At 65.2% G+C, this 17,872-nt stretch carries 14 protein-coding genes; 5 read left to right on the top strand and 9 right to left on the bottom strand.

Features of this window, described 5'->3' with window-relative positions:
• Positions 1–59 precede the first annotated feature (59 nt).
• From QX126_RS24200 to QX126_RS24190, 3 genes are all read left to right on the top strand, one after another.
• Positions 60–989, top strand: a complete 930-nt coding sequence (locus tag QX126_RS24200) for a DMT family transporter (RefSeq protein ID WP_315778059.1) — start codon at positions 60–62, stop codon at positions 987–989.
• 97 nt (positions 990–1,086) lie between these two features.
• The gene (locus tag QX126_RS24195; RefSeq protein ID WP_315784156.1) at positions 1,087–2,064 is read left to right on the top strand and encodes a DMT family transporter; all 978 of its coding nucleotides are present in this window, start codon (positions 1,087–1,089) and stop codon (positions 2,062–2,064) included.
• A 122-nt stretch (positions 2,065–2,186) separates the two neighbouring features.
• The gene (locus QX126_RS24190) at positions 2,187–3,542 is read left to right on the top strand and encodes an esterase-like activity of phytase family protein (protein ID WP_315784154.1); all 1,356 of its coding nucleotides are present in this window, start codon (positions 2,187–2,189) and stop codon (positions 3,540–3,542) included.
• Positions 3,543–3,614: 72 nt separating this feature from the next.
• Here QX126_RS24190 and QX126_RS24185 read toward each other — a convergent pair whose 3' ends face one another.
• The 6 genes from QX126_RS24185 to QX126_RS24160 all read right to left on the bottom strand — a co-directional run bounded on the left by QX126_RS24185 (position 3,615) and on the right by QX126_RS24160 (position 13,001).
• The gene (locus QX126_RS24185; RefSeq protein WP_315771877.1) at positions 3,615–5,300 is read right to left on the bottom strand and encodes a methyl-accepting chemotaxis protein; all 1,686 of its coding nucleotides are present in this window, start codon (positions 5,298–5,300) and stop codon (positions 3,615–3,617) included.
• A 117-nt stretch (positions 5,301–5,417) separates the two neighbouring features.
• The gene (ftsH, locus tag QX126_RS24180; protein ID WP_315733916.1) at positions 5,418–7,274 is read right to left on the bottom strand and encodes an ATP-dependent zinc metalloprotease FtsH; all 1,857 of its coding nucleotides are present in this window, start codon (positions 7,272–7,274) and stop codon (positions 5,418–5,420) included.
• 134 nt (positions 7,275–7,408) lie between these two features.
• Positions 7,409–9,076, bottom strand: a complete 1,668-nt coding sequence (locus QX126_RS24175; protein ID WP_315784238.1) for a mucoidy inhibitor MuiA family protein — start codon at positions 9,074–9,076, stop codon at positions 7,409–7,411.
• A 452-nt stretch (positions 9,077–9,528) separates the two neighbouring features.
• Positions 9,529–11,118: a phosphoglycerate dehydrogenase gene (gene serA, locus QX126_RS24170; protein WP_315784152.1), complete on the bottom strand. Its 1,590-nt coding sequence runs from the start codon at positions 11,116–11,118 to the stop codon at positions 9,529–9,531.
• A 275-nt stretch (positions 11,119–11,393) separates the two neighbouring features.
• The gene (locus QX126_RS24165) at positions 11,394–12,566 is read right to left on the bottom strand and encodes a phosphoserine transaminase (RefSeq protein ID WP_315784151.1); all 1,173 of its coding nucleotides are present in this window, start codon (positions 12,564–12,566) and stop codon (positions 11,394–11,396) included.
• Positions 12,567–12,710: 144 nt separating this feature from the next.
• Positions 12,711–13,001, bottom strand: coding sequence for a hypothetical protein (locus QX126_RS24160; RefSeq protein ID WP_315784148.1), 291 nt, complete (start codon positions 12,999–13,001; stop codon positions 12,711–12,713).
• Between the two features lie 106 nt (positions 13,002–13,107).
• Here QX126_RS24160 and QX126_RS24155 point away from each other — a divergent pair, with 106 nt between their 5' ends.
• Positions 13,108–14,094 (top strand): aldo/keto reductase, encoded by a 987-nt coding sequence (locus QX126_RS24155; RefSeq protein ID WP_315784145.1) that lies wholly within the window; start codon positions 13,108–13,110, stop codon positions 14,092–14,094.
• The gene (locus QX126_RS24150) at positions 14,091–14,942 is read left to right on the top strand and encodes an amidohydrolase family protein (RefSeq protein WP_315784142.1); all 852 of its coding nucleotides are present in this window, start codon (positions 14,091–14,093) and stop codon (positions 14,940–14,942) included. The genes QX126_RS24155 and QX126_RS24150 overlap by 4 nt, the downstream gene beginning before the upstream one ends.
• Positions 14,943–14,947: 5 nt before the next feature.
• On the opposite strand, the gene QX126_RS24145 is transcribed toward QX126_RS24150, so the two are convergent.
• The 3 genes from QX126_RS24145 to QX126_RS24135 all read right to left on the bottom strand — a co-directional run bounded on the left by QX126_RS24145 (position 14,948) and on the right by QX126_RS24135 (position 17,295).
• On the bottom strand, positions 14,948–15,403 hold the full coding sequence (locus tag QX126_RS24145) for a GNAT family N-acetyltransferase (RefSeq protein WP_315733922.1): 456 nt from the start codon (positions 15,401–15,403) through the stop codon (positions 14,948–14,950).
• A 28-nt stretch (positions 15,404–15,431) separates the two neighbouring features.
• On the bottom strand, positions 15,432–16,259 hold the full coding sequence (locus QX126_RS24140) for an outer membrane protein (RefSeq protein WP_315733923.1): 828 nt from the start codon (positions 16,257–16,259) through the stop codon (positions 15,432–15,434).
• A 190-nt stretch (positions 16,260–16,449) separates the two neighbouring features.
• On the bottom strand, positions 16,450–17,295 hold the full coding sequence (locus QX126_RS24135) for an outer membrane protein (RefSeq protein ID WP_315778051.1): 846 nt from the start codon (positions 17,293–17,295) through the stop codon (positions 16,450–16,452).
• Positions 17,296–17,872 lie beyond the last annotated feature (577 nt).

The raw sequence follows: 17,872 nt of genomic DNA, 5'->3' as shown, positions 1-17,872 counted from the left end.
GGCGGCCGGACATCCCGGCCGCGCGCCGCGGCGCATCGAACCGGGGCCAACACCGCCGCATGTCCGCCGCCGATCCCACCGCGTCCGCCGCGCCCGCGCGCGCCTGGATCGCCAACCAGCCCTATGTGCTGCTCAGCATCACGGCGCTATGCTGGGCCGGCAACTCGATCGTCGGGCGGCTTGCCGCCGGCCACATCCCGCCGGTGACATTGTCGTTCCTGCGCTGGTCGCTCGCCTTCCTGCTGATCCTGCCGCTCGCCTGGAAACAACTGCGCCAGGACTGGCCCGCGATCCGGTCGCGGCTCGGCATCATGATCGCGTTGTCCGTGACGGGCATCGGCGCCTTCAACACGCTGCAATACTGGTCGCTCGAATATACGCAGGCACTCAACACCCTGCTGCTGCAGTCGGCTGGTCCGCTGATCGTGGCAATTTGGTCGATGCTGCTGTTGCGCGTGCACCTGACCCTGGCGCAGGCCATCGGCATCGTGCTGTCGCTCGTGGGCGTGCTGCTCATCCTGACGCGCGGTCACCCCACCGCGCTGGCCGACATCAGCTTCAACAGAGGGGATCTGATCTTCCTGCTCGCGATGGCGGTGTTCGGCTTCTACTCGGTGCTGACGATCAAGCGGCCGCAGATCCACGGCCTGTCGATGGTCGCCTTCACCTTCGGTTGCGGCGCAGCCAGCCTCATTCCGCTGCTGATCTGGGAAATCAACGCGCGACCGGTCATGGCGCTCGACGCGCAGAACCTGTTGTCGCTGCTCTACGTCGCGATCTTTCCTTCGACGATCGCCTATCTCTGCTTCAATCGCGGCGTGCTCCTGATCGGCGCCAATCGCGCCGCGCCGTTCTTTCACGTGGTCCCGGTGTTCGGCTCGATCATGGCCTTCGTGTTCCTCGGCGAGCAGCCGGAGGTCTTCCACGTGATCGGCTTCGTGCTGGTGCTCGCCGGCGTGTTCGTGGCGTCGCGCAAGCAGGCGACCTGATATCCACGTCCTGCGCGCGCCCCCGCGGCCCTTTGCTGTCCGATGCATGGCACCAATCCGCTGCGCCGGCTTGCGAGGGGATACGATTGAGCCCAGATTGCCTCGTCTCTCCAAGCACGCTTGGCTGCCTTTGCCTGCCCCACACCGTCATCCGCTCTCCTGGCTGAACAACCAGCCCTATCTGCTGCTCACGCTGGCCTCGCTGTTCTGGGCCGGCAACATCGTGCTCGCGCGCTATGTGGCCGGTCATGTCCCGCCGCTGACCTTGTCCTGCATCCGCTGGGTCGGAACGTTCCTGATGCTGTGGCCTTTCGCCCGCGCGCATCTCGCCCGCGACTGGCGAACATTGCGCGCGCATTGGCCGCTGATCCTGCTGTTGTCGCTGACGGGCTTTGCCATCAACAACGCGCTGTCCTATTGGGCGATGCAATATACCCAGGCGCTGAACGGTCTCCTGATCCAATCCTCGACGCCGCTGTTCGTCGCGCTGTGGTCGCTGGCCTTGTTCGGTGTGCGCCTGACCATCGCCCAATTCGCCGGCATTGCGATGTCGCTGATCGGCGTGCTGGTGATCCTGCTGCGCGGCGATCTCGGTGCGCTCGCCGGCATCCAATTCAACCGCGGTGACCTGATGTTTGCGGGCGCGCTGATGGTATTCGGGCTCTACTCGGCCGCCATGACGCGACGGCCGGCGGTGCACCAGCTGTCGCTGATCTCAGCCTGCACGGCGGCCGGCGCCGTGCTGCTGCTGCCGTTCGCGGCTTGGGAATACGCGTCGGGCTTCGTGCTCAAGCCCGATCTGCTGTCGGTCCTGACGCTCGGCTACGTGGTCGTGTTTGCGTCGACACTGGCCTACCTGTTCTTCAATCGCGGCATCAGCCTGATCGGACCGAACCGCGCCGCGCCGTTCCTCCATCTGGTGCCATTGTTCGGCTCGGTGCTCGCGATCCTGCTCCTCGGCGAGGAGCTCAGGCTGTTCCACCTTGCGGGCTACGCGCTGGTCATTGCCGGCGTGATCATCGCGTCGCGGGTCCCGATCCGGCCTCCCGGCACAGGTGACCGGCTCAAGGTGTGAGCGTGCGGCAAGACGCCTCATGAAGACCGGGGAGCATCATCCGGCTGTCATCGAAATGTCAGCGCCGCGTCAGGCCTCCTGTCCAGAACGATGCGTGGATCAAGCTCCCAGGAGGCCCTCCCATGCATCGATATCTGCTGACCACCGTTGCCGCGTTCGTTCTGAGCGCCGGCACAGCGTTCGCCCAGGGCGAAGGCGAATTCCCGGCGACGCTCTCCGGCCATGCCGTGATGCCGGCCGAGTCCTTCGTCGAGGCGCCGGCCGATGCCCCGAACGATCTCAAGACCTCCGGCAAATACACCACCGGCAAGCGCATCGACGCGATCGGCAGCGTGATGGGCAAGTCCTATGAGCGTCCGACCGGGGTGTCGCTCCCGTTCAAGGGACAACCTCTCCAGGGCCACTCCGGCATCAAGAAGATGGCCGACGGCACGTTCTGGGTCCTCACCGACAACGGCATGGGCTCGCGCTACAACTCGCCCGACTCGATGCTCTATCTGAACCACCACAAGATCGACTGGACCAGCGGCAAGGTCGAGCGGCTCGAGACGATCTTCCTGCATGATCCCGACAGGAAGGTTCCCTTCCGCATCGTCCATGAGGACACCGCCAAGCGCTATTTGACCGGTGCTGATTTCGATACCGAGGGCTTCCAGATCATCGGCGACAATCTCTGGATCGGCGACGAGTTCGGTCCCTACGTCATCAAGGCGGACAGGACCGGCAAGGTGCTGGCCGTGTTCGACACGGTCGCCGACGGCAAGCCGGTGCGCTCGCCCGACCATTGGGCGGTGCAATCGCCGGGCGCGCCAGGCGCGACCTATGCGAACGTCAACCTGCGGCGCTCGAAGGGCTACGAAGGCTTCGCGTCCTCGGTCGACGGCAAGTTCATCTACGGCCTGCTCGAAGGCCCGCTGTGGGACGCCGAGAAGAAGGATTGGGAGAAGGTCGACGGCAAGGAAGCCTCGCGCATCCTCGAATTCGACGTCGCGGCGGAGCGGTTCACCGGCCGGTATTGGCAGTACGTGTTCGAGCAGAACGGCAACGCGATCGGCGACTTCAACATGATCGATCCGACCCAGGGTCTGATCATCGAGCGCGACAATGGCGAGGGCACCAGCGACAAGGCCTGCCCGCAGGGCACGCGCGGCGGCAACTGCTTTCCCGATCTCGCCAAGTTCAAGCGCGTCTACAAGATCGAACTGTCCGACGCCAACGTCGGCAAGCCGGTCCGCAAGATCGCCTCTATCGACCTGATGAAGATCAAGGATCCGGACGACAAGGCGCGCAAGCCGCTCAACGACGGCGTGCTCGCCTTCCCGTTCTTCACGATCGAGAATGTCGACCGCGTCGACGACACCCACATCATCGTCGGCAACGACAACAACCTGCCGTTCTCGTCCAGCCGGGATCCCAACAAGGCCGACGACAACGAGTTCGTGCTGCTGGAGGTCGGCGACTTCCTCAAAGCCAAGTGACGGCTGGCACGCCTACGACTTGACGGCCGCCGTTGATCCGAGAGCCCCGGATCAACGGCGCGCCGGGCCTGATCAGGCCGTTCGCACCTTCGCCATGAAGCCATCGACGGCCTGCTGCAGCAGGCCCGACTGGCTGTCGAGCTCACGCGCGCTCGACAGCACTTCGGAGGCAGCCATGCCGGTCGCTTCCGCCGCCTTGGTAACGCCGCCGATATGGGCGCTGATCTCGTTGGAGCCTGCAGCGACGGACTGGATGTTGCGGGCGATCTCGCGCGTCGCGTCGCCCTGCTGCGCGATCGAGGTCGAGATCGAATTGGTGATCTCGCTCATCTGCGCGATGGTCTGGGTGATGCCGCTGATGGCGGTGACCGCATCCTGGGTCGAGGTCTGCATCGCCGCGACCTGTGCCGAAATCTCCTCGGTCGCCTTCGCCGTCTGGTTGGCGAGCGCCTTCACCTCCGAGGCGACGACGGCAAAGCCCTTGCCGGACTCGCCGGCGCGCGCGGCTTCGATGGTGGCGTTCAGCGCCAGCAGGTTGGTCTGCGCCGCGATCGAATGGATCAGCTTGACGACCTCGCCGATCTTCTCGGCGCCGGTCGACAGGACCTGAACGGTCGCATTGGTGCGCTCCGCGTCGCCCACGGCTTTGCTCGCAATCTCGCTGGAGCGGGCGACCTGGCGCGAAATCTCATTGACCGAGCTCGACAGCTCTTCGGCCGCGGCCGCGACCGTGCCGACATTGTCATTGGCGCTCTGGGTGGCGGCGCTGACGGTCGAGGCGCGCGAGCTGGCATCGCTCGCGGTCGAGGTCATCGATTGCGCGGTGTGCTGCATGCCCTCGGCCGCCGACGCCACCGAGCGGACGATGCCGTTGACGCTGCGCTCGAAGTCGGCGGCGAGGTTCTGCATGGCCGCGGTCCGCTCGGCGGCCGCGCGCTGCTGGGTGGCGGCCTCGGCCTGCTCTAGCTCGCGCATCCGCAGCGCGTTGTCCTTGAAGATCTGGACGGTGGCGGCCATCCCGCCGATCTCGTCGCCGCGGCCGACACCGGGAATCTCGCCATCGAGCCGGCCATCGGCGATCTCGCGCATGCGGATGCCGAGACGATCGAGCGGCACGCTGATGCTGCGGCTGATCAGCCAGGCGATCCCGCCGGCGATGACCGCGATGCCCGCGCAGGCCATCCAGATCAGCCATTTCAGGGGCTTCATCTTCGCATCGAGATCGTCGACATAGACGCCGGTGCCCACGAACGTATTCCAGCCGGGAATCATCACCGCATAGGAGATCTTGCGGGTCGGCTGCTCCTGACCGGGACGCAGATATTCGTAGTGCAAGGTGACTTCGCCGTCCTTGGCAACGCCGTCGCGCAGCTCGACGACGAGCTTGCGGCCGTTGAGCTCGAAATCGATCACATTCGAGCCACGCTGCTTCGGATCCTGGGACAACACCACATTGCCGTCCATCGTGTAGGCGAACAGATAGCCCATGCCCTTGTCGAAGGTCATCGTTCTCGCGCGATTGACGAACTCGTCGAGCGCGGCCTCCTTCGTCAGCTTGCCGGCTTCGACCTCCTTGATGAGGCCCATGGCCATGTTACGCGCGGTCTCGACGATCGCCCGGCACTGTTCGATGCGGGCGTCGACCATCTCCTTTTGCATCAGAGTGCCGGCAAACGTACCGGCCGCGGCAAGGCCCAGCATCGCCACGCCGACGACGATGGCGAGCTTGGGGGCAATCTTCAGGTTATTCAGCAGCACGTAACGAACTCCGCCCGGTCCCCGATCGACGACCTCGATCTGTCAAGGTGAGCTGCTGGTCAACTGATCAGGCGATGGTTAGATTTCGGTTGCGAACGTCCCCCGTAGAAACCCGGATCAGCTCGAGACAACGGCATCCCGGACCGGGACCGCAGCGGAGGCCGGCCGCAACGGCGCAAACTCCTCGGCGGTCAGCGTCTCCTTGGCGATCAGGAGCGTGACGCCGCGCTCGAGGTCCGGGCGATGGCTTTCGAGGATCGCGCGAGCGCGGGCGCCGCCGTCTGCGATCAGATCCCGCACGGCGAGATCGATCTCGCGGCCGGTCTCCTCCGCCGCCGACACGATCTGATCCTGTGGCTGCAGGAACGAGACCTGTGGACGCGGCGCGTATGTGCGCTGCCCGACGGTCGCATCCATCCCGTATTTGGTGACCATCTCGATCGCGATCTCGGTCGCGCGCTGCAGATCGTCGGCGGCACCGGTCGAGACGTCGCCGTCGAAGATCAACTGCTCGGAAGCCCGTCCGCCCATCAGCACGGCGATGCGGTTCTTCAATTCGCTGACCGCGAGCAGGAAGCGATCTTCGGTCGGGCGCTGCATCGTGTAGCCGAGCGCGCCGACGCCGCGCGGAATGATCGAGACCTTCTGCACCGGATCGACGCCGACGAGATTGGCTGCGACCAGCGCGTGCCCCATCTCGTGATAGGCGACGCGGCGGCGCTCGGCGGGACTGAGCACGCGGCTCTTCTTCTCGATGCCGGCGACGATGCGCTCGATCGCCATCGTGAAATCGTCGAACGTCACCTCGTGGCCCTTGCGGCGCGTCGCCGCGATCGCAGCCTCGTTGATCAGGTTGGCGAGGTCGGCGCCGGTGAAGCCGGTCGTCAGGGCCGCGACCTTGTCGAGATCGACGCTGTCGGCGACCGTGATCTTGCGGACATGCACCTTGAGAATGGCAAGCCGCCCGCCCCTATCGGGACGGTCGACCAGCACCTGCCGATCGAAGCGGCCAGCGCGCATGAGTGCGGGATCGAGGATCTCCGGCCGGTTGGTCGCGGCGAGCAGGATGACGCCGGAGCTTGGGTCGAAGCCGTCGAGCTCCGCCAGCAATTGATTGAGCGTCTGCTCCTTCTCGTCGTAGCCGCCAAACTGGCCGCCGCCGCTTCGGCTGCGCCCGAGGGCATCGAGCTCGTCGATGAAGATGATGCAGGGCGCGGCCTTGCGCGCCTGCTCGAACAGGTCGCGCACCCGCGCGGCGCCGACGCCGACGAACATCTCGACGAATTCGGATCCGGAGATGGAGAAGAACGCCACACCCGCTTCGCCCGCGACGGCGCGCGCGAGCAGGGTCTTGCCGGTGCCGGGCGGGCCGACCAGCAGGATGCCCTTGGGCACGTGTGCGCCGAGCCGGCCATAGCTCTTCGGATCCTTCAGGAACTGCACGACCTCCTGCAGCTCGAACTTGGCCTCGTCGACGCCAGCGACATCGGCGAAGGTCACCTTGGTGTCGGTCTCGACATAGACCTTGGCGCGCGACTTGCCGATCGACATCAGGCCGCCGAAGCCCTGGCGGTCCATCACCTTGCGGCCGAGGAACACCCAGATCAGATAGAACATCAGCGCCGGCACGACCCAGGACAGCAGCGCCTGAATCAGCCCGCCCGAGGGTACGCCGGTCACCGTCACGCCCTTCGCGGCCAGCTTCGCCGCCAACGGCGGATCGACACGCGTGGTGATGAACGAGGTCTTGCCGTCCGGCTGCTTGTCCTTGAACTTGCCCTGGATCGTGTCCTGGCCAACCGCCACTTCGGTGATCTTGCCCTGCTCGATCAGCTGCTCGAACTGGCTATAGGGAATGGTTTCGACCGTGTTGTAGGTCGTCAGCAGCCATTGCAGCAGCAGCATGCCGACGCCGGCGAGGAAGATGTAGCCGACGGCGACGGCCTGCTTGCGGGTGTTCGGGTCGGATTCCATGGCGGCGCTCTCGGTCGAGTTCGATCACGGCCGGACAGGACGTGATCGAACGGGTTCCCACGCGCATAACAGGAGCGGGACCGGGCGGCTTGTCATGGATCAAACGGCGCCGGCCGGTGGCCTCACGCCCCGCTTCAACCCGACGGCTGCATCACGATCGACTTGTCCTTCGGCCAGCGCACCCGCCAGGCGAAGGCGATATCCTTGGCCTCGCCCGGTTTGGCGTCGATGACCCATTCGACGACGCCGCGGCGATCGCGCACGTTCGTCGACGTCGGCGGCGTGGTCGCGGACAGCATCTCGACCACGATCTCCTCGTTCTCGCTGACCGGCAGCTGATCCTGGATCGCGACCTTCACCGGGAAGTCGTGAGCGTTGCGGACCGTCGTCTTGAAGGTGCGCTCGTCGATCTTCGCCGTCGTCACGATCAGGCCGGCCGAGCCTTCGTTGCGCTTGACGACGCTGCGCTCGACCTTGACCTTGTCGTCGGCCCCGAAGCCGACATGAACGACCTCGTCCTTGCCCGCCGACGCCAGTCTGCTGGTGCCGACGAACATGCCGTCGCGATAGATCGAGACCTTGCCCGGCAGCAGCGGTGCCTCCTCGTTCTGCGGGAAGCTCGCTTCGAGATAGGCGGTGGGATCGATGACGGGCGCCGAACGGATCGTCAGTTCGGGCGTGATCGTCGCGCTAGAAATACGCAGGCTCTTCGCGCCATCATTGGCACCGACGCTGACGCGTCCGGGGAGGTGGAAGACGGTCTGAAAGGCGCTGATCTCCGCAACCGTCTGCTGCTCGACGGCCTTGTCCGCGACATCTCCGAACGTCGTCCCTCCGCCAAAGCGAAACTCCTGTCGGCTCTCCATGAGTCCTCGCGCGGCGCTGACGGCGGCCGGCTTCGGCGCTGGCTGTGGCGGCGGCGGATATTGCGCGATGATCGTCCTGAGCTCGGGCGCGCTGCCGCCGCGTCCGGTCCGCACCGTCGAAACCGTCAGCGCGACCTCGGACCAGTCCTCCCCGGTGGCCTGCTGGATCTCGGCGCGTCGCACCAGTTCGAGAGCCGGCTTGCGGTCCTTCGCCGAGGTGTCGAGGCGGGCATCATAGAGCGGCACCCAGCGGGCATTGCGCACCGCGTAGGTCACGCGCAAGGTCGCCTTGGTCGCTGCTGCAGCCGACAATTCGATCCGCACCTCCAGCTTGCTCGGGGGCTTCGTCGTGAGATTGTCCTGCAGGCGCGCGATCTCGCGATCGATCTCGCGCTGCTTGCGCTCGGCATCACGGATCGCCGCGTCGGCCTGTCCAACCTCGTCGGCAACGGCGGCGAACGCGGCACGCCATTCTGTGATCGGACGCGCCTCGCCCTTCTCGCCGAGCCCGGCCGGTGACGCCTCGGCAAAACGCTCGGCAAACTTCTTGCGCGCCAGGGCCGCGGCGATCGTGCCATCGAGATTGGCGCGCTCGTCCTTCAGCGCTTCGATGCGCTTGTCGATGTCGGGCAGGTTGACGGGCGGCGCCGCACGCGGTGGCTTGGCGTCGACGGTGCCGATCACGAGCTTGGCGCCGGCCTCGCCTTCCACGCGAAGCGAGGACGCATCGAGTCCGAGCGGGAAGTCCTTGGCGATCGCCGTCGTGTCGCCGGCGGGAAGGTCGAGCGAGATGACCCGGGTCACGGTCGCGCCGTCGGGATACACGGTGACGGCATCAACGGTGGACGTCGTGTCGAGGTTTGCAGCATGGCCCGGCGCCGCCGCCAGCGAGGCACCGAGAACGAGAGTTGTCGTAACCAGCCACGTCGTTCGCATTGCCATCGATCTCTCCGTATCCCAGCCCTGAGAACCGGAGGAGCCGGTCCCTTGCGGGGCGTTAGACGCCACGAGAGGTCCGCGGGTTCAAATCGTGTGACCGCAAAGCTTGCCGTTGAAATTCCGCCGAGCACAGACGAGCACAGAAAAAGGCAGCACGGCCACGGTGCCGTGCTGCCCCTTTCCGGTCGGTCAATTTGGCCCAGCGCGTGAAGAGTTGAGGTCTGGTTGCGAACCGCGAAGGATGTGCGCTCCCTCTCCCGCTTGCGGGGGAGTGCTGGGGTGGGGGTGTCTCCTCAATTGAGGCTGCCCGAGTGGAGGGAGCCCCCACCCGGCGCTTCGCGCCGACCTCCCCCGCTCTGGCGAAGCGAAGCTTCGCTTGACGGGAGAGGTGAACTGAGCCAGCGGCTAAGTCGATTCAACCAAGAAGCACCGCGCGCTCTAGCGCGTCATCAGAACGCCAGCGCCTTGGCCTGCTTGACCTGCGGCAATGCCTGGATCTTGCCGAGCAGCTCGGCCGGCACCGCACCGTCGACCTCGACCAGCGCGATCGCGTCGCTGCCCGGCGCCACGCGGCCAAGATGGAAGGTCGCGATGTTGATCTTGGCGTCGCCGAGGAGGCTTGCGAACTTGCCGATGAAGCCCGGCTTGTCCTCGTTGGTGACGTAGATCATCGACTTGCCGAACTCGGCGTCGACACGGATGCCCTTGATGTCGACGAGACGCGGCTTGCCGTCGGCGTAGACCGTGCCCGACACCGCGCGCTCCTGATGCTCGGTGGTGACCGCGACCGTGATCAGGCTCTCATAGTCGCTCTCGCCGGCGCGCAGCACCTCGTCGACGACCATGCCGCGCTCCTTGGCGATGACCGGTGCCGACACCACGTTGACCTCGCCCAGCATCGGCCGCAGCAGACCGGCCAGCACCGCCGAGGTCAGCGCCCTGGTCTTCATCTCCGCGACATGGCCTTCATAGGTGATCTGGATCTTGGTGATGCTGCTCTCGGTGAGCTGGCCCGCGAACGAGCCGAGCTTCTCGGCGAGCGCGATGAACGGCTTCAGCTTGGGCGCTTCTTCCGCGGTGATCGACGGGAAGTTGATCGCGTTCGAGATCGCGCCGGTGAGCAGGTAGTCCGACATCTGCTCTGCGATCTGCAGCGCGACATTCTCCTGCGCTTCCGTGGTCGAAGCGCCGAGATGCGGCGTGCAGATCACATTGGCATGACCGAACAGCGGATTGCTGGTCGCCGGCTCCTCGGCGAACACGTCGAGCGCCGCACCCGCGACATGCTTGCTGTCGAGGGCCTCGAGCAGCGCCTGCTCGTCGATCAGGCCGCCGCGCGCGCAATTGACGATGCGCACGCCCCGCTTCATCTTGGCGATCGCCGCGGCATCGATGATGTTGCGGGTCTTGTCGGTCAGCGGCGTGTGCAGCGTGATGAAGTCGGCGCGCTTCAGCAGCTCCTCGAGTTCGACCTTCTCGACGCCGAGATCGAGCGCGCGCTCCTCGGTGAGGAACGGATCGAACCCGATCACCTTCATGCGCAGGCCCTGCGCACGGTCGCAGACGATCGAGCCGATATTGCCGCAGCCGATCACGCCCAGGGTCTTGCCGGTGATCTCGACGCCCATGAAGCGGTTCTTCTCCCACTTGCCGGCCTGGGTCGAGGCGTCGGCCTGCGGGATCTCGCGCGCCAGCGACAACATCATCGTGATCGCGTGCTCGGCGGTCGTGATCGAATTGCCGAACGGCGTGTTCATCACGATGATGCCCTTGGCGGTCGCCGCGGGAATCTCGACATTGTCGACGCCGATGCCGGCGCGGCCGATCACCTTGAGCCGCTTGGCGCGCTCGATGATCTTGGCCGTGGCCTTGGTCGCGGAGCGGATCGCAAGACCGTCATAGTCGCCGATGATGTCGGCGAGTTTGTCCTTGTCCTTGCCGAGATTGGGCTGGAAGTCGACCTCGATGCCGCGATCCTTGAAGATCTGCACGGCAGCCGGCGACAGCGCATCGGAAATGAGAACTTTGGGTTTGGACATGACGATGTTCCTTCACGCCTCTCGCGAGAGAGGGACAGCGCATCGGCGCCGGAATGGGTGGAAGCAATCGAATCGTAGGGTGGGCAAAGCGCAGCGTGCCCACCGTCTTTCGCGTCGGTTGACGTTGATGGTGGGCACGGCGCTTCGCGCCTTTGCCCACCCTACGCGTCTTGAATTTCGTCATTGCGAGGAGCGGAGCGACGAAGCAATCCAGACTTTCTTCGTGGCCCTGGATTGCTTCGCTGCGCTCGCAATGACGGCACGACGAGCGTGGGTCAGGCCGCCTTGGGCAGCGCGGCCTTGGCTTCGGCAAAAGCCCAGTCGATCCACTGCGTCAGCAGCGCGACGTCCTTGGCTTCCACGGTGGCGCCGCACCAGATGCGCAGGCCGGCCGGCGCATCGCGGTAGTGCGCGAAGTCGAAGCCGGCGTTCTCCTTCTCGACCAGCGACACCAGTTTCTTGGCGAACTCCGCCTGGGCATCGGCCGACAGCGATGTGATCGCGGGATCGACGACCTTGAGGCACACTGACGTGTTGGAGCGGATGGCGGGATCCTTGGCGAGAAAATCGATCCACGGCGTTCGCGCCTTCCAGTCGGCCAGCACCTTGGTGTTGGCGTCGGCGCGGGCGATCAGCGCCTTGAGGCCGCCGATCGACTTGCCCCAGTTGAGCGCGTCCAGATAGTCCTCGACGCACAGCATCGATGGCGTGTTGATGGTCTCGCCCTCGAAAATGCCGGCGTTGAGCTTGCCGCCCTTGGTGAGGCGGAAAATCTTCGGCAGCGGCCAGGCCGGTTTGTAGGTCTCGAGGCGCTCCACCGCGCGCGGCGAGAGGATGAGCATGCCATGCGCGGCCTCGCCGCCGAGCGCCTTCTGCCAGGAGAAGGTGACGACGTCGAGCTTCGGCCAGTCGAGCGGCTGCGCGAAGGCGGCCGAGGTGGCGTCGCAGATCGTCAGGCCTTCACGGCTCGCGCTGATCCAGTCGGCATTCGGGACGCGCACGCCCGACGTGGTCCCGTTCCAGGTGAAGACCACGTCGCTTGCCGGATCGACTTTCGACAGATCGGGGATCTCGCCATAACCGGCGTGCAGCTTGGTGACGTCCTTGAGCTTGAGCTCCTTGACGATGTCGCTGACCCAGCCTTCGCCGAAGGATTCCCAGGCGATCGTGGTGACGGGCCGCGCACCGAGCAGCGACCATAGCGCCATCTCGACCGCGCCGGTGTCGGATGCGGGCACGATGCCGATCTTGTAGTCGGCCGGCACTTCGAGAACGTCGCGCGTCAGCTCGATGGCCAGCTTGAGCTTGGCCTTGCCGATCTTCGCGCGATGCGAACGGCCGAGGGGAGCGTCCTTGAGATTTTCGGAGGTCCATCCGGGGCGCTTGGCGCAGGGGCCGGAGGAGAAATGCGGCACGGCAGGCCGCTGCGAGGGCTTCGCTGCAGTCATCGTCTATCCTTCCAGATAGTAAGCCTCCCGTTGGGGGGAGGTGTCCCGCCGGCGTGAATACGGGAAGGGTCGTTCCGCGTCAAGGAACTTCGCGCCCTCTTGTCGGCGTTCACGCAGTCGTGCTGGCATGCAAGCGAATGCAATTCATTCCGGTGCGGCACCGACCGGTGCCTGACCAGCCGGCGGACGATGCAGGAAGGTCATCGAGGCATAGGCGCCGATCCAGGAGCCGACCGCCGCAAACGTGACGTAGATCCAGTTCTCGGTGTAGCTGATCACGGCGAAGGACGAGAGCATGTACCAGATCGAGCTCCAGGTCGCCGCTGACACTCGCCGCTTGGCAACGACCGCCGAAGTGAACATGACGTAAACCGCATCGGTCGCTGCAGTCGCTAGGGCGACACCGAAGGCCGTGAGTGGATTGATCGCCGACATCGTCCTCTCCTCTTCGTTGTGCTGCACCAAGCGACGTCATTGTCTCGCCGAACGCATCCATGCACAATGACGCGATCTGTACGCGCCGAACAACAAGGACAGAACAATGGAACGCGTCCGTCTCGGGAGGAGCCCGCTCGACATCACCCGCCTCGGCCTCGGCACGGCGCCGCTCGGCGGCCTGTTCGAGCCGGTCAGCGATGGCGATGCCGAAGCCACGATCGCTGCGGCGTGGGCGCGCGGGGTGCGCTTCTACGACACCGCGCCGCTCTACGGCTTCGGCCTCGCCGAGCAGAGGCTCGGTGCATTTCTGCGCCGGCAGCCGCGCGACAGCTACGTGATCTCGACCAAGGTCGGCCGGCTGTTGCGGCCGGACCCGGCCGCCTCGGGCGAAGATCCGCACTACAAGGGCACACCGCCGCTGCGGCCGCAGTTCGATTACTCCTACGACGGCGTGATGCGTTCGGTTGAGGAGAGCCTGGTTCGGCTCGGCCTGGATCGCGTCGACATCCTGCTCGTCCATGATCCCGACGATCACTATGACGAAGCCGTGGCTGGCGCCTTCCGTGCCCTGCAGCGGCTGCGCGACGACGGCAGCATCAAGGCGATCGGCGCCGGCATGAACCAGTCGGAGATGCTGGCGCGCTTCGCCGAGGCCGTTCCGGTCGACTGCTTTCTCCTGGCGGGCCGCTACACGCTGCTCGACCAGGGCGCGCTGACGGCGCTGTTTCCGATCTGCCGCGCGAGGAACATCGCCATCATTCTCGGCGGCATCTACAACAGCGGCATCCTCGCCAATCCTTACGGGCCCGCGAAGTTCAACTACGAAGATGCCGATGCCGCCTTGGTGGCCCGCGCGCGCCAGCTCGACGCCCTGTGCAAGCAACACGGCACCGAGCTCAAGGCCGCCGCGATCCAGTTCTGTCTCGCCCATCCCGCCGTCACCGTCGGCCTGCAGGGCGCGCGCAATGCGCACGAGGCGGCCGACAACATCGCGTTGGCGCAGGCGCGAATCCCCGACACGTTCTGGCGCGACCTGCGCGCCAGCAATCTGATCGATGCGCGCGCACCGCTGCCGGGAGAGGCGCCATGAGCCGCGTCATCGATGCGCATCAGCATTTCTGGGATCCCGGCCGCGCCGACTATCCGTGGATGGCCGGCGACGCGCTGGCGCCGATCCGCCGTCCGTATGGTCCCGCCGACCTCGCCCCGCTGCTCGCCGAAAATGGCCTCGACGCCAGCATCCTGGTGCAGACCCGGTCGTCGCTCGACGAGACCGAGGAATTCCTGCGCATCGCGCACACGACGCCGTTCGTCGCCGGTGTCGTCGGCTGGGTCGACCTGAGCGATCCATCGGTAGGGTCGACGATCGACAGGCTGCGCGGCCTGCCCGGCGGCGACAGGCTGGTCGGCATCCGCCACCAAGTCCATGACGAGGCCGATCCGGCGTGGATCTATCGCGGCGATGTCAGGCGCGGCCTCGACATCGTGTTCGCGCACGACCTGACCTACGATCTGCTGGTGCGCACGCGCGAGCTGCCGGCGGCGATCGCGACCGTGCGCGCGTTTCCAAGAGCACGCTTCGTGCTGGACCACGCCGCCAAGCCGCCGATCGTAACCGGGTTCGATCAGGACTGGGCCGATCGCATCGCCGAGCTCGGGGCCTGCGGCAATGTCTGGTGCAAGGTGTCGGGGCTCGCCACGGAAGCCGTCTGGACCGACTGGGATGCCGAGCGGCTGTTTCCCTATGTCGCGCACGTCGCACGCTGCTTCGGCGCCGACAGGCTGATCTTCGGCTCGGACTGGCCGGTGTGTCTGCTCGCCGGCAGCTATGGCGAAATCAAGCAGGCGCTCCAGCACTGCCTGGCCCGGCTCGGTGCCGAGGTCCGCGACATGGCCTTCGGCCCCAACGCCGTCGCAGCCTACCGCCTGCCGCTCTGATTAGATCAGAATCGCATCACCATGCCGAAATGGCTCTTGGCGAAGCCGAGCCGCTCATAGAAGCGCTGTGCGTCGGTGCGGCTCTGATGCGTCATGAGCTCGACCAGATTGCAGCGCCGGCTGCGGGCCTCGGCAATCGCCCATTGCAGCAGCTGCTCGCCGATGCCCCGGCTGCGCCGGTCGATTGCGACCCGAACGTCTTCGATCAGCGCGCGCGACGCACCTTGCGAGCTGAGCCCGGGCAGGATGCAGAGTTGCAGGCAGCCGACCACCCTGTCCGCCTCCACGGCGACGACCAGGGTGATATTCGCGTCCCGCACGATCGCCTCGAATGCGTCGTAGTAGGACTGCGGCAACGGCTGCTCGACACGCTCCCGCGCCCGGCCGAGATGATCGTCGGCGAGCATGGCGACAATGGCGCCGACGTCGTCGCGTTGCGCAGGCCGGATCATGATGGACATGAGCTTTCAGGACAGGCTTGCAAACAGCTCAGAACTTGTAGCCGAGGCCCGCGCGCACCGTGTTGATGCTGGTGTCGACGGTCGAGGTGAAGCGGATGTATTCGTATTCGGCCCGCGCAAACAGGCCGCCGACGAGATTGACGTCGACGCCGAGACCGGCGCTGTAGCCATAGATCAGGTGATTGTGCTGAATGTTGTTGGCGCTGAGCGGCGCGAGCGGCGTGTAGGTCCCGAGGAAAGTGGTGCTGACTCGATCCTGAACCGTCACGGACTGGCCGAGATCTGCATTGCCGAGCGCAAGGCCGAAGAACCCATAAGGCAGGAAACAGCCCATTGCATAGCCGGCACGCCCCCGGATCGTTGCCATGTCGGTGATCGAGATCTGCGAGGACTGCGTCGAGGTCACGGCGTGAAAGTTGCCGTCAGACAGTGCGGCCGTGCTGACAAGCGTGCGGCTCGAAGAGGCCATGCCGCCATACTTGCCATGCAGATAGCTCGCCTCGACGCCGAGCACGACGTCGTCCCACTGACTGTTGTAGCCGACGAAGGCGCCGAAGCCAGATGCGCGCGAGGACTGCTTGCCGAGATTGGGGTTCCACGACGATACCTGCATCTGGCTCTCGATCAGCGTGTTGGCAAGCACCGCCGCCGTGATGTTCTTGGTCGAGCCGTTGAAATTTTCATCGGACGAGCCGTAGCCGCCCTGGACGCCGACGTAATAGCCGTCCCAGTTGACCCGCGAATTGTTCAGGCCCTCGGTCAGGCCGCCCCGCAGGATCGGAAGGTCGGACAAATCCGCGGCCTGCGCCGCGGAGATCATGCCGCACACCGAAACCGCCACCACCAGGCTACGCATCGCAACGCTCCAATCAGCACTTGAACTCTCTGTTCCGATCATCGCGCGTTAACCTTAATCATTCGTTGTCGCAGCGCTCAGCACGGAAATTCTTTCAGCGCGGAGGCGTTCGAACAGCGGGATCAGAAACGCCAAACGGCGCGGGACGCCCGCGCCGCTTGATTGTTTACAGTGATGAGGACCGCTCGGCTCAGCCCTTGCGGATCAAGGGCGGCATCATCGGGGGCGGCGGAGGCTGGTCGAAATTCCAGCGCACGCCGAGCTTCAGGTCGTGCGAGGTGATGTCCTTGAACTTGAAGACGTTGCCGGTGGTGTTGCCGACATAGTCGGACAGAACGCCGGTCTGCCCTTGACCGAGATCGACGTAGCTGTAGGCCAGCTCCAACACCAGGTTCGGATTGACGTTGTAGGCGAGACCCGCATGGGCCGCCCAAGCAAAATTCCATTTCGAGGAGGTCGGCGCCGTCGCGAAGCTCGTGGTCGTGAACGGCAGGTTGTTGATGCCCGTGTCGGTGAAATTCGAAATCGTCACCCGCGCACCGCCGACACCCGCGCCGATGAACGGCGTCACGCACCACCAGGTGCCGAGATCGACGTAGGCGTTGGCGAGCACCAGCCATTCGGACTTGCTGCCGCTGTAATTGTCGATGCCGCTGTAGGGCACGCCGCCCGCCGTTGCATTGAAGCGGTCGGTGGCCTTGAAGTTCGAATTGCCGCGATACTGGCCGGTGACGTCGGCGCGGAACCAGCTGTTGAAGCGATAGCCGACGCCGACGCCGTAGATGCCCGCGGTGTCGAACGCCGAGGTCTGGTTGAACGACGTCATCGGCGTGTAGGCGGACTCGCGCGAGTAATGAACGTCCTTGACCTTTTGATTGCTGAAACCGATGTCGCCGCGCAGATACCAGCCACCGAAATCGGCCGCCGGCGGCGGCGCGTAGACCGGAGGAGGCGCGATGGGCATGTCGGCCGCAAAGGCGAGAGTTGAAAACAGAGAGGCCGCTCCGGCGGCGATCAAAGACTTAACGCTACGCATTGGCTTCGTCCCTTTGGCCGGTGAGGCGATCGAGAATCCGGCCCCACATCACAACTGACGACCGTACAATCGCGCCAAATGCTTAAGCGGCGCTTAACCCTAATTATTAAGGTTGATATTTCCTGAGCGCACAAGAACCGTTAACGACCGCGCAACACCTCCTAACAATTCGTCATCTCCGTCTCGTCTTCGTAGTAATCATCAACTAATTAGTTCAACTTAAAATTGTAGACATCGCCTCTCTCCAGACGGAGCGATCGCATATGGCGATCTGCGTTTTGCGCCGTCTGCTCCCACATCGTCGTGGCCGGCCTGTCTCGGCCAGCCCCGTCCTTGTTGCGCTCGGAAGGAACGTCGTGGATGCCCGGGTCAAGCCCGGGCACGACGTAACGGATTGGCAGACTTGCCCGCCGCGATTGGCCGATTTCATCGATGCATCGCCCTGTCCTGGCCCCTGCCCGCTTTACGACGAGCCGCGGATCGCGCCGGCAGACCCGAGCCCACCGCTCTCGCGCGCAGGACGACAAGCTGCCAACAAAACGGCGGCCTGCCATCAGACGATGATGGCAGGCCGCAA

The sequence above is a fragment of the Bradyrhizobium sp. SZCCHNPS1003 genome, assembly GCF_032381555.1.
Lineage (GTDB): Bacteria > Pseudomonadota > Alphaproteobacteria > Rhizobiales > Xanthobacteraceae > Bradyrhizobium.
This window is presented reverse-complemented; position numbering and strand designations above follow the sequence as displayed.